This window comes from Pseudoalteromonas sp. SG43-4 (assembly GCF_014164325.1).
GTDB lineage: Bacteria > Pseudomonadota > Gammaproteobacteria > Enterobacterales > Alteromonadaceae > Pseudoalteromonas > Pseudoalteromonas distincta.
On the sequence record NZ_JACJFB010000001.1, the window covers coordinates 317,117 to 329,932 of the forward strand.

Here is a 12,816-nt window from a genome sequence, read left to right on the forward strand (position 1 = left end):
TATTATTAACAAAATTAACCCGCATAGGCTCAATAATGGAAATTGATTTACAGTGGAATGAAATCATCGATAACTTAATACATTTAGGTATTGCATACCTACTTGCGCTACCTATGGCTTACGACAGAGAGCGTAGCCATGATGGTGCAGGCCTTCGTACCTTTCCTCTTGTTGCTGTTGCATCGTGTGGGTATGCATTAATAGCGATGTCGGTTTTAGATGGCGCAGAAGCTCAATCTAAAATGTTGCAAGGCATCATTACTGGCATTGGTTTTATTGGCGGTGGCGCAATTTTGAAAAATAACAAATCAACCTCCGGTACAGCAACCGCAGCCAGTATTTGGAATATGGGCTTAATTGGTATAGCTGTAGCTTATAGCCGTTACGAAATAGCCATTTTGCTCGCCATTATTAATTTTATAACGCTAAGGTATGTAAAAAAGTTTAAGTGATAATTAGCTGTATCATTACAAGTAATGCGAGCAAATATTGGTCGTATTACGTGTGTATAATCACTGGCAAAATATAAATACACGATTTCAATTTGATACAATATAACATATAATAAATACAGTTTTAAATCACTCTATATAGCTCTCTTATGCCGCTACCTTCAACCGATAACCGCTTACATCATATTGATATATTACGGGGCATTATAATTATATTTATGGTTATTGACCATGGTATGTATTATTGCCTTAATTACTCAGTTACCGATCCGATGACTATTCCAGGGACTGATCCCGTTACCTTTTTTACGCGTTTTGTTTCTCACTTTTGCGCACCACTCTTCGTATTCTTAGCAGGTCTATCTGCGGCAATAACAGAGCATAAATATGTATCCACTAAAGCATTTTCACAGAGCTTGATTATTCGTGGTTTAGTGCTAATTTTGTTTGAATTTACTATTGTTTCGTGGTCTTGGAGCTTTAACCCATTATACCCAATGCTATACGCACAAGTTATTTGGGCTATCGGCTGGGGCTTTGTTATTTTAGGACTGCTGCGTTTCCTGGGCATTTATGCCATTTTTGTAGCAGGCTTATTACTCGTGTTTGGGCATAATTTATTTGATGGAACAAGCTTTGAGCCTAATACATTTGCACATACTGCTTGGTCTATTGCACATCAAAAAAATGTACTTGATCTCCCTTTTGATTTTCAAATTAGAACAACCTACCCAGTTGCCCCTATTGTTGGCTTAATGGCATTGGCATATTGCGCTGGTGTTTATTACAAAGCGCAACAATACAGTAAAAAAGTGATGAATCACGCATTGTTATTAGGGGTTACTTGCCTTGCGCTTTATGGCATTTTACGTGGGTTTAACTTATACGGTGACATGTCACAGTTTGCTATACATACAAGCTCATTACTCACTGTTATGTCGTTTCTAAACCCAACAAAGTATCCGCTTTCGCTTCAGTTCATGTTACTTACAGTTGGCCTTGGGCTTATTTCTTTAAAGGCATTAAGTGGTTTAAAAACCGATTTTTCGCATAACTTTTTACAAGTCCTGGGTAAAACAAGTATGTTTTCATACCTTGTGCATTTGTATTTATTACATGCTATCGCTTGGTTACTTATACCTATTCTTGGCTTTAATTTTAGCGATATGACCTACGCAGATACTCTCGTTGGTTTGCCTGAAGGTTATGGCATGAGTTACACAGCAACACTTTTATTTATAGCCGTTGTAATAGGGCTAACAACCCTACTCGCTAAGCGATACATTGTTTGGAAACGAAGCCACAAACATAGCTTAATTGCTAAATATATATAAGTAAAAACACAAACCCCGCATAATATTTGCGGGGTTTTATATCATTAACCAATACGTAAAACTTATAAAAAGCTATCACCACTTTGCTTTAGCGTTACGGTTTGTGCTTGAGCGCTTTTAATTAATAACCCACAACGCACATCGTTTTGTGAAATTACAATTTTATCAATTGTGCTTGTATCGTAATTTACTACTTTGTTCTCGCAGCGTAACTGAACTTTAGTTAGCGGCATTTGCGCTTCAAGCGCTACTTCACTTTTTGACAATAAAGGTAATACCGCCTGCTTAGGCAATAGCTCTATTTGTTGTTTTATATCGCCAGAACTTTTATAAATATCATTAACTTGAGCTAATAACTGTTCCTTATTTTGCTGTGTAAAAGTGATGGATTCAATATTGCCTAACGCATCTATTGCGTCATAGGCACGTACATAATCTTGTTTTGATATAAACCATTGTAATGCATTTTTTATCACACGCTTTTGAATTTGATCTGGTAGGTTACCTCTAAATAAAAACGCTTCGTTGATGTGCTGATCAAAGCTCTTCCAGTCTTGTACAAAATAACTGTGCTGGCTTTTAAGCCATGCAAGCAAAACAATCTCAACCGTATTTTTCGTATGTTCGTTTTCTAACTCATTAATACGGCTTTTAGCTTCATCGTATTTCTTTTCATCGATTAACTTACTAGCTTGTTCATAATCATTAAAAAAGCCGCGAGACGCTTTATCATTTGAAAATCCAGCATGTAAATTTTGCGAACTTACAGTAATAGTTTTTGCTACAGGTATAGTCTCGCCATTTAATTTTGCACTTTTGTAGTTGAGCTTAGACACGTAATCCATTACTTCTCTTTGGTACTTTTTTTGCCCGACCGTAGCTACAATTTCTATATCACTAACCTGCCCGCTTTTATCGACCACGTAACTGCTAAAATTAATCCCCTCTAACCTCGAAGCGCGCGAGGAAGTATTAGTGAGCTGATCGTAGTTTTTATTAATCACTTCTGCAGGAACAAAGTCGTCTGCAAAAGCAGGAAGTTGAGTAAAAGCAGAAGTTAAAGAAAGCGCTAATATGAGTTTTTTCATCGGTTTTATCCATCCTAGATAGTGTTTATATAATAGAAACAAACGATCAACATAAAAGCAAGTATAAACACAAAAAATAAGTTCAATTAATAAGCTAAATTTGGGGGGGTAACAAAAATAATCTAATAGCTACATATATTTTAGGCATTAAAAAAGGCGCTTAAAAAGCGCCTTGCTAACAAGTATGTGTGCTTAAAACATATCTTGATAGGAGTTTGTTATGCTAAACGTAATTGCTTTTTCAAAGCCTGGTAACTGAATACTTTGCTCGTCTATTACAATGTCGTTGTCGTCAATAAGTCCGTCGCCAAAGCGATAAATAAGCTCGTACTGGCCTAAATCTGCTTGTGTTTGATACGTTTTCTGCGAAGCGCTAACCACACTATTTTTCTGTGTGTAACTAGTCATAACATCATCGCCATGGCGCTTAGCAAGCATTTGCATTGTTACTTTTGGTGAAAGTACAGTCGCTGTTGCATTGTTTCCACCAAAGCCTTTTGAATTTATAAAAGCAATATCCATATCAGCGCATTCGTAATGGCTATTACGAATATCAAGATGGTCGCTGTAAACATCATCAGCCACTTTATCAATTGTGGTAATACCCGGCATAATATTATGACTAAATATGCCTAACGCAATCGCTAACTGGTCACCACTTGCAGGTGCAATAGTATGGCCAACATACGCTTTTGGCGCTGTTACTTTCCAGTTATCAATAGCAAACGTTTGCGCTACTTTATGATAAATCAAAGACTCTGTTACACGGTTTTGCGGTGTACTAGAACCATGAGCTAAAATAAAGCTACGTTCTTGCAGTGCTTCTTTACCTAATAAGCTGCTAGCAAGTGCAGCTGATTTTGCCATTGTAATATAGTTACCAGGTCCAGGTGATGTAATCGACTTTTTAACGCCATCTGCATTTACAAACACATCCGGTACGCTGCCCATAATATCAGCGCCCAACTCAAGGGCTAAAGCATCATCCATTAAAATAGCAACTTGCGCGCCTTCACCTAATGTAAAGCCACAGTTATCGCCAAATGGGCGACTGCTAGTACGGTAATCTGGTTCTTCATCATTTGATAAGTTATCTAAACGACGCAGCCCTTCAACGTTTGCAAGTGCACTCATGTTACCAAAGCCTTCTACAACTTCTGGTGTAATAGCGCACTCAACACTTGCGACAACCGCAACGCGTGTGCGCCCTGCTTGTATGTCATTAACCGCTGCACGTAAATTATATAAAAACGTTGCACATGCGCCCGAGGTCGAAAACGTAGTACCTACATTGCCCGTAACATAGGCATTAATAAAATCGGTAGACATTGTATTTAAGCCCAGTGCTAACTGCTTAGTGCTAACACGGTCGCCTTGTTGGCGCGCCTTTACTAAACCACCTAGGCCTTTGTCGTCCATTTGGCCAATTACCGATGCTGAATAGGTACCAATTTTATCTGGCTCTACGCTATTCATAATATGCTGCCAATCAAGCCCAGTTGATTTAATCGCATCTGTAGCTGCAAAAATAGTGGCTTGCAAACCACGAGGCTGATAGCGGCTGTTATACATAACTGATGGATCAAACCCAGTCGGAAATTGCCCAGCAGATTTAATTGGATTATCGCGTGTTGAGTCATGCTTTACGTCTAAGTCGGCTGCAATAGTTACTTTAACTTTTTTGCCTTCAAGCTCTTCAACTTGCCAGCTAGCTGGAATAGGTGCAGGTAAGTCGCGAGCACGCGTTTCAAACACAATTGCGTTATCGCTTGATGCGGTTAGTGTCATTTTTTGCTGCCACGGTGTTGCGTCGGCATCAAAGTGCTCTTTTTCAATTTTACGAATAAGTGTACCAGCAATAATTTGCTCACCAAAGCGTGCTTCTATGTCGCTTTGCTCAACATTATTACCTTGTGTATCTTGTAATTGGCCGTTTACAACGCTTACTAGATTCATCAGTGTGGCGAGGCCTAAAAATGTTTCACTGCGATCTTGAGCATTTAAACTATCTAACACGATACGGCGATAACCTTGATGAAAAGAAGTACGGCCAGCGGCGTTAATGCCACCCATGCCTACTATAACGGGTAATGCTGTCATAATTTACCTTTTAGAAACGTGTTATAAGGAGAAGAGGCAGTTTAAATGGATTATGCATCACACATTGTGCTTTAATAGCCAAATATTCAGCACAAAAGGCCAAAATGTACTGGTCGGAGCATTTATATGACTGATAAACACACTAATCCACCTCTAAACATTGCTATAGCGGTATATCCGCATTTATTAGTGACTAGTTTAACGCTGCCTATAGAAATGCTAAGAGCCGGCGAGGCCTTTGCTAAAGGGCATCTTGATAAGCAAAGCTTTAGGCCACTTGCTATAAATTTAGTGGCTAAAAGTGCTGAATCTATACCCACCCGTGCAGGCCTTGCTATAAATCCTGATTGCATAACAACTAACGCGCCCTACAGCGATTTGATTATAGTGCCGGGTATTTGGCGGAACCCACGCCCAGTGGTGCGAACAAATCAAGAAATAGTTGATTGGCTAAGTGAAAGCTTTAGCGCAGGCAGCCATATAATTGGTGTCGGTACTGGCAACTGTTTATTAGCTGAGGCTGGCTTACTTGATGGCCACCCTGCTACCACCCATTGGCATTACGCCAAACAATTTAGCCATGACTACCCACAGGTACGTTTAAAGCCCGACTTTTTTATAACCCAGTCAGAGCGAATGTATACGGTGGCCAGTCTTAATGCGCTTGCAGATGTGATCGTGCATATTATTAGCCAATACTACACAAAAGCCGCCGCGCAGCATGTAGAGCGTAATTTTTCGCACGAAATACGCAAACCCTATGAAGATCAACGCTACTTAGAAGGTGCAGTAGACCGCCACCCCGATGAGCTAATTGCGCAAATTCAATTTTGGCTAAAAACGAATTTAGCCACCGAGCTAAACTTGCAAGAAGTTGCTGCCCAATTTAGCTTAAGCTATCGTACTTTTACCCGCCGTTTTAGAGCCGCCACTAACCAAAGCCCAATTGAGTATTGGCAACAACTACGTGTAGAAGGCGCAAAAGAGTTATTAGCATCATCAAATTTATCAATTCAAGAAGTGGCTTTAGAAGTTGGATATAACGACCAAGGGCATTTAACCCGCGTGTTCAAAAAAGTATTAAGCCAAACACCCAGTGGCTACAGAAAAGTAGTTAGGAGAAAGTTATTTGGCTAACCAGCGACGACACTCTAAATTGGCATTTTTTTATACATAAATTATACTCTTATCAATAATATAATTTACGCCATACCAAGGTAACTGCATGAGAGATAAACTTAGTAAGCACCTTTTTGATCCACAAAGCGATGCTTCTATTGAATCAAAGTTATTAAAGTTACTTTCACTTGTACGAAAACATTTAAGTATGGAAGTCGCGTTTATTTCAAAATTCACCAATACTGAGCGCGTTTTTAAAGTGGTAGATAACCAAACTACAAATACATGCGTATCAGTAGGTAATTCAGATCCAATTTGCGAAACTTATTGTAAAAAAATATCTGATAACGAGCTAGAACAAATAATCCCTAATACTCTTGAGCACCCAATAACCCGCAACATGCCAGTCACAGAAAAGCTAAATATTGGCTCTTATATTGGTGTACCCATTATTTTATCCACCGGAAAAGTTTATGGAACTTTTTGCTGTTATAAAACCGTATTAGACAATGCCCTGAACGACAAAGATTTGTCATTTCTTAGGCTCATTTCTGAAATAGCTACTGAGTTAATCGAAAAAAAAGTTCAGTCTGACATTTTAAATAATGAGTCAAAGTCGCTTATTGAAAATATTATAAAAACAAACGATATTACGATTTATTTTCAGCCCATATTTAATTTATCAACCAACCAACTTTCGGGTTATGAATCTCTGTCACGCTTTTTTATTGAACCCTATAAAACACCTGATATTTGGTTTAAAGATGCTGAAAAACTGGGTTTAGGAGAAGCATTAGAAATACTTGCTATACAAAATACATTACATTACTTAGATCAATTTGATGAAAAAGCTTATATCACTATAAATACTTCACCTCAGCATATTTTATCAGGCTCAATAGACAAAGTATTACAAAGCATCGATTGTAATAGAATAATTTTAGAAGTGACTGAACATTCACCTATTTTAGACTACCAAGCGATGCGAACTGCACTTCAACCATTAAGAAGCAAAGGCGTAAGATTAGCTATAGATGATGTTGGAGCTGGCTATTCGTCTTTTCAACATATTTTAGAATTAGAGGCAGATATCATTAAGTTAGATATAAGCCTCACTCAAAATATAAATAAAGACAGTAGAAAGTTTTTATTAGCTAAAGCACTATGCGGATTTGCCAAAGCTATTAATTGCTCAATTGTAGCTGAGGGTATAGAAAATCAAGATGAATTAAACACACTAAGAAAACTAGGCGTTGATAACGTACAAGGCTATTTTATTGGGCGCCCAGCTCCTATTGAAGATGCCATCCAATATCAAACAATTACGCTATAATTAATAAACGCCACTTTTAGTGGCGTTCTGATTCGTTAAATTCTTTTCGATAATAGCGCTTTTGATAGTTTTTTACTTTAGTGTGTACGCCTTTGCTTAAGCTTTTAAATTTAGCCTCAAGTACGTCTACACCGTATAAAATACCGACCACCAGCACCGAGAGTTTTATTGCAGCCCCAAGGTTTTCTGTCGCTATCATCACGCCTATTGATGCAAGTACCCAAATGGTTGCAGCAGAGGTTACGCCAACTACCGCACCATCTTTTGCGAGCATAACGCCAGCCCCTAAAAAGCCGATACCTGTAATTATTTGCCCAACCACACGAGAATGATCTATTACATCCCCTTGTAAATTAAACGCAGTGGATAAAAACAAATACGTACCCAAGGTTATTAGGGCTGATGTACGAATACCTACAGGCTTGCCGCGCAATTGGCGCTCTATTCCAATAATAGCACCACAAAAAGCCGCAGTACCAATAGCTGCCCATGAATACGGGGCTACATCAATTAAATCTAAAAAAGTCACTGTTAACCTTATATTTTATTAGCTATAGCCACCGCCGTTCTTAAACGTTGGCTACCAAACGCTGACATTTTGCTAAAATCACTTCGTGCAATAGGTACATATTGGCAATCTATTGCGAGCTGTTTATCGTTACCGGGCTCACAAAACGGATCGTGAACATACACGCAGTGCTCATCAAGGTGCGTAACACACACCCAGTGTGGCGATTTTTTACCATCAAAACTGTATGTACTAATTAATAACAGCACACTAAAGCCTTTACTTAACCACTGCTCAATATGCTCAAGCTCTACATCTTTATACGTAAGCGGTATATTTGCTTGTGCAATACCATCTACAAATTGTTGATGCACGGTGGCAAGTACCACTTTTTTGTTTTCGTTACGTACGCCATCTAAAAACAAAGGCTCTGTGGTATTAACCATTACCTCGCTTTTAAAACCACGCTTATTAGCGGCAAGTGCCAAACCAAACGGATGGCAACCACCATGACCCGATGTCATAAAAATGGTGGTACCTTCACGCCAAAGTGCCAGCTCATGTGATTGGCTAAGCTCAGTAGTAGGCTCAAGTGCGCCCATTGCCATTAATAGTGCAGCAGGTCCGCACGTAAACTCGGTAGTTTGCTGATACCACGGCGTTAAACGCGCCATTTTTAACTCACTCGTTTGTCGAATGTTTTTTTGCATTCGTAGTGCGTCACTGTGGTCATCGTAATAATCGCTATATTGACCAAACACTCTGTAACCTAAGCTTTTATAAAGCCCTATCGCACCTTCGTTATTTACAGCCACTTCTAAACGAAGGTAAATACGCCCTCGCTCATACGTTTCTTTTTCAAGGCTAGTAAGCAATGTCTTTGCAACGCCCTTACCTTGCATTGTGGGTTTTACAGCAAGCGAATATAAACGCGCTAAACGAGTCCCTTTATGGCACCACACTAATCCATATCCACATACTTGCTCGCCATTTTGGGCAACGAGTAAAATACCGTGTTTTGCACTAAGCCAGCGTTTTAAACTACGAGGACTTAATTTGTCGTTATTAAAGCAAGCGTTTTCAACGTCAATCAGTGCATTTAAATCACTACTAAGCGCCTTTCGAATAACAAGGTTGCTCATGTTATTACCCACGGCCTCGTGCTTCTAAGCGTTGTTTAAACTCATCCATAATGATCATGTATAGCTCGTCGCCTAAATAGCCGTCTTCGACCTTGTGATCAATACTTGGGTTGTCGTTTACTTCAAGTACATATGCTTTGCCTTGATGCTCTTTAACATCTACGCCATATAAACCCCTACCCACTGTTTTACATGCTTTTATTGCTGCATCTAACACCGCTTTTGGTAACTCAAAGGTTGGTAGAGTTTCAAAGCCGCCAGAGAAAAACCGTTTAGCGTCGTGGTTATAAATTTGCCAATGGTTACGCGCCATTAAATAGCGGCATGCATAAATTGCACGGCCATTTAACACACCCACTCGCCAATCATATTCGGTATACATGTACTCTTGTGCAAGCACTAATGCGCTATATTCAAACAGCTCTGTAAGCTTAGCGGCAAGCTCATCACGGTTTGAAACTTTAAACACACCTTTTGAGAACGACCCTTCAGGCATTTTTAAAACAAGCGGATACGTAAACGCTTCTTCTAATTGCTCAAGCGTTTCATTTGCTTGATCAGCCACTACAACCGTTTTTAAACTTGGCACTTTTTGGTAATTAAACGCATCGTGTAAATACACTTTATTACAACAACGTAAAATAGACTCAGCATCGTCAATAACCACTAAACCCAGGCTTTGCGCTTTGCTTGCAAGGCGATACGTTGGGTGGTCAATCGCTGTAGTTTGGCGAATAAATAACGCATCAAACTGGGCAATGTTATCAATTTCGTCAAAGCTTAATGCTTGTGCATAAATACCGTGTTTAGCAGCTGCTTTAATAAAACGTGCAATGGCGTCTTTGTCACTCGGTGGTACTTTTTCGTTATGATCAACAAGTATTGCCATGTCCCATCTAAAACGACGTTGCACAGAACTAATACGCCACTGCGTTTTAGTAAAGTTATCTAGCTTGGCTACAAATTCGCTGTACTGCTGCTCGCTTAAAGACGACATCGAGCCTTGTTGCAATAATCCTTGTTCATCAACAAATAAAATAGGCGCTGGGTATTGTTTAAATACCGACTTTGCCGCTTTTGATTGTAAATCGTTTTGGGCATTACCAAAGTAAAGTGTGCCATCTATTTGGCCCACATTTAACATAGGAGCTTGGCCACTACGAAGAGCATTAATGGTTTTTACACTGGGTAAAACTTGGTGCTTGCGCGCCTCTGCAAGTAATGAGCAATAGTAACCTTTGCTCAAGTATTGGCTTGAGTCGCACAGATTAATAATGCGTGTTTTTGGTTCGTTATGTTTTGGGTAATCACGTAAGTAGGTATTAAACGTAATTACATTTTCGAACGATTGAGCAAGCGTTTGCTCGTTGTTATCAACCACAATTAAGGTTTTAAACACGACTTTTCCTAGTTAAGTCAAAATATAAAAAGCATGCTTAGTAAAATACTAAGCATTATAAATAGAAACACCCATCGTACTAAGTGGGCATTGCGCGAATCACTTAATATGATGGGTGCTTTAACAGGTACCTACTGTACGAGTTAGCGCTTAAATTGCTTAAGCGACATGTGCTTTATATGCCCTTTTTAAAAAACGCACAAACGAGATATTTTTAGCGTGAAGATGAAAAATATTGATTAACTAATAATGCAGATTAAAATACGCAAAACAACACCTTATGAGAGTTAAAAATGTCGCTGCCTGCTTGCCCAAAATGCCAATGTGAATATGTTTACGAAGACCAACAACTGCTTATTTGCCCCGAGTGCGCCCATGAGTGGAACCCAAATACTACAAATGATGAAGACGCAATTTTAGTAAAAGATGCCAACGGCACTTTACTTAATGATGGCGATAAAGTGACCGTAGCCAAAGATTTAAAAATTAAAGGCAGCTCGCAAGTAATTAAAATTGGCACCAAAGCGGTCGTTAGAAGAGTGCTTGATAAAAAAGATCACGAACTTGATTGTAAAGTAGAAGGCATTGGCGAAATGATGGTAACAGCGAAATTTGTGAAAAAAGCTAATTCGCAGGTCGGATAAATGGCGAAGCCATGCCATCCGACGCGTAATAAAGGCCAAAGTTATTTCATTCAACAACAAACTTTTGTACAAAGCTAAAGTGTATTATGTTGCTATGGCTTTGTCGGATGGCGCTTCGCTTATCCGACCTACAAATAATTTATATCTTTTCGCCACACCAGTTATTCGTATAAATCCCTCGCTTTACGGCTCTGTGAAAACTTGAATAAGGCCAATCAACTATTCGACTAACTAGACCATGCTTTAACGGATTAAAATGAACATAGTTAACATGGTGCCAATAATCATTATCATCCCTGATGGTATGTTCCCAAAAACGGCGTTGCCAAATTCCTCGCTCATTTTTACGTTTTCTTGTTTGAGTTAAAAACTCTGTTTTTGGGAGTGATTTTGAAAATCGCTTTTTAATTTCTCGCCAGCGCCCAGAATAATCCGTATCGTTGTCTGGCAAGGTTAAAACCGCATGAAGGTGATCGGGTAGCACAACCCATGCATCTATATAAAATGGCCTTTGGAATTTAACAACGCGGATAGACTCTCTTAATAAATCAATATGCTCAACTAACAACGATTTATTACGGTCGAGCAAATTAACAGTAAAAAAATATGACCCTCCTTTTACATAATTCCGACGATATTGCATTGTATGTCCACTATATTATTAGATACCTATTAGATAAATAAAGCGTAAATTTAGGATATATACAACATTGGCGTAGGTCGGATAAATGGCAAAGCCATGCCATCCGACAATAGATTTATGAACAAAGGTAATAGTTTATCGTGTTGGTAATTAGGCTGGGTGTCCCCTAATTATTTATCTATTTGTAATTCTTTAGCTGCAGCAACTAATACATACATAGGGAATTGAAGAACTTCCTGCGATTTAACTATGACTCTTCTTGATGGTTCTCCTTTTTCTGCACAGATTTTTATACACCACCCAAGAACAAGCTGCTCCTCTGTTTTGTCAATTCCGTGTAAATTACAAAAATCCATAACACACATAAAATCAATTTGTTGATTGTTCGATTCTATATTTTGTAATTTATTGCCAAGATGATTTAGCATTTTTTCATGTGTATTAAATTGTTCCTGAGTTTTACGTTCCAACTCTTCTCTTTGTTCAATTTCCATTAAAAGAGTAGTAGCTAGCCTTTTAACATCAGAGTCTTGAGAAACTAACGGTGGTGGGTATTCACCATATTTGGTTAATGAAGGTACAACCTCATGAAACAACCATCTTTGGAAAGTTTTACCTGCAATAGTTTTATCACTAGATAAAACTCGATATAACCCAGGTTGTGTAACAAAAATTTCTTCATCATCAGAATACTTGCCACCTATGACTGGTTCCATAATATATTCATCTGAATCAAGCGCATTCAATTGCCCTTTAAGCACGTTCACCATAGATTTAGCGACATGATTTTCATTAATTTCACGATTTTCTTTATTTAACGTAATAAGTACGTCTCTTAAAGAAACATATAAAATATCATCTCTATGAAATGTTCTTATATCGCTAGAACCAGTTTCACCTGTATAGCAAACTTTGACTAAATTATTATTCATGTGCTTTAAATGAACTCCTAAATTGATGTAGTGAACTAGCAACTTACCGAACACCACTTTGGGGTTTTATAACATCCCAAAACGACGTGTATTACTTAGCCCAGTAATTCCACTAAATAACT

12 protein-coding genes are annotated in these 12,816 nt (G+C 38.6%); 5 read left to right on the forward strand and 7 right to left on the reverse strand.

The genetic code is table 11. The features are described 5' to 3' along the window. Positions 1–35 precede the first annotated feature (35 nt). Both H5160_RS01450 and H5160_RS01455 read left to right on the forward strand, forming a co-directional pair. The gene (locus tag H5160_RS01450; RefSeq protein ID WP_002960738.1) at positions 36–452 is read left to right on the forward strand and encodes an MgtC/SapB family protein; all 417 of its coding nucleotides are present in this window, start codon (positions 36–38) and stop codon (positions 450–452) included. 149 nt (positions 453–601) lie between these two features. Beyond that, on the forward strand, positions 602–1,786 hold the full coding sequence (locus H5160_RS01455) for a DUF1624 domain-containing protein (protein WP_182736477.1): 1,185 nt from the start codon (positions 602–604) through the stop codon (positions 1,784–1,786). A 62-nt stretch (positions 1,787–1,848) separates the two neighbouring features. On the opposite strand, the gene H5160_RS01460 is transcribed toward H5160_RS01455, so the two are convergent. Next, positions 1,849–2,874 (reverse strand): energy transducer TonB, encoded by a 1,026-nt coding sequence (locus tag H5160_RS01460; protein WP_182736478.1) that lies wholly within the window; start codon positions 2,872–2,874, stop codon positions 1,849–1,851. Between the two features lie 192 nt (positions 2,875–3,066). Then, the gene (locus H5160_RS01465) at positions 3,067–4,974 is read right to left on the reverse strand and encodes a beta-ketoacyl synthase (RefSeq protein ID WP_182736479.1); all 1,908 of its coding nucleotides are present in this window, start codon (positions 4,972–4,974) and stop codon (positions 3,067–3,069) included. Positions 4,975–5,100: 126 nt separating this feature from the next. Here H5160_RS01465 and H5160_RS01470 point away from each other — a divergent pair, with 126 nt between their 5' ends. Next, positions 5,101–6,111 carry a GlxA family transcriptional regulator gene (locus tag H5160_RS01470; RefSeq protein ID WP_138488986.1) on the forward strand — a complete coding sequence of 337 codons (1,011 nt, stop codon included), beginning with the start codon at positions 5,101–5,103 and terminating at the stop codon, positions 6,109–6,111. An 88-nt stretch (positions 6,112–6,199) separates the two neighbouring features. Further along, positions 6,200–7,426: an EAL domain-containing protein gene (locus H5160_RS01475; protein WP_182736480.1), complete on the forward strand. Its 1,227-nt coding sequence runs from the start codon at positions 6,200–6,202 to the stop codon at positions 7,424–7,426. 16 nt (positions 7,427–7,442) lie between these two features. On the opposite strand, the gene H5160_RS01480 is transcribed toward H5160_RS01475, so the two are convergent. The 3 genes from H5160_RS01480 to H5160_RS01490 are packed head-to-tail and all read right to left on the reverse strand — an operon-like array spanning position 7,443 to position 10,475. Next, positions 7,443–7,955, reverse strand: a complete 513-nt coding sequence (locus H5160_RS01480; RefSeq protein WP_002960746.1) for an MgtC/SapB family protein — start codon at positions 7,953–7,955, stop codon at positions 7,443–7,445. An 8-nt stretch (positions 7,956–7,963) separates the two neighbouring features. Then, on the reverse strand, positions 7,964–9,076 hold the full coding sequence (locus H5160_RS01485) for a GNAT family N-acetyltransferase/peptidase C39 family protein (protein ID WP_182736482.1): 1,113 nt from the start codon (positions 9,074–9,076) through the stop codon (positions 7,964–7,966). A 4-nt stretch (positions 9,077–9,080) separates the two neighbouring features. Beyond that, a complete protein-coding gene (locus H5160_RS01490) occupies positions 9,081–10,475 on the reverse strand; it encodes a RimK family protein (RefSeq protein ID WP_182736484.1) in 1,395 nt (464 codons plus the stop codon). Between the two features lie 293 nt (positions 10,476–10,768). Here H5160_RS01490 and H5160_RS01495 point away from each other — a divergent pair, with 293 nt between their 5' ends. Further along, complete coding sequence (locus H5160_RS01495; protein ID WP_182715338.1) at positions 10,769–11,119, forward strand: zinc ribbon domain-containing protein YjdM; 351 nt, start codon at positions 10,769–10,771, stop codon at positions 11,117–11,119. Positions 11,120–11,258: 139 nt separating this feature from the next. Here the strand turns inward: H5160_RS01495 and H5160_RS01500 are convergent, their stop codons facing one another. After that, on the reverse strand, positions 11,259–11,762 hold the full coding sequence (locus H5160_RS01500; RefSeq protein WP_182715337.1) for an REP-associated tyrosine transposase: 504 nt from the start codon (positions 11,760–11,762) through the stop codon (positions 11,259–11,261). Between the two features lie 170 nt (positions 11,763–11,932). Further along, positions 11,933–12,694 (reverse strand): BRO family protein, encoded by a 762-nt coding sequence (locus H5160_RS01505; RefSeq protein WP_182715336.1) that lies wholly within the window; start codon positions 12,692–12,694, stop codon positions 11,933–11,935. Between the last annotated feature and the right edge of the window lie 122 nt (positions 12,695–12,816).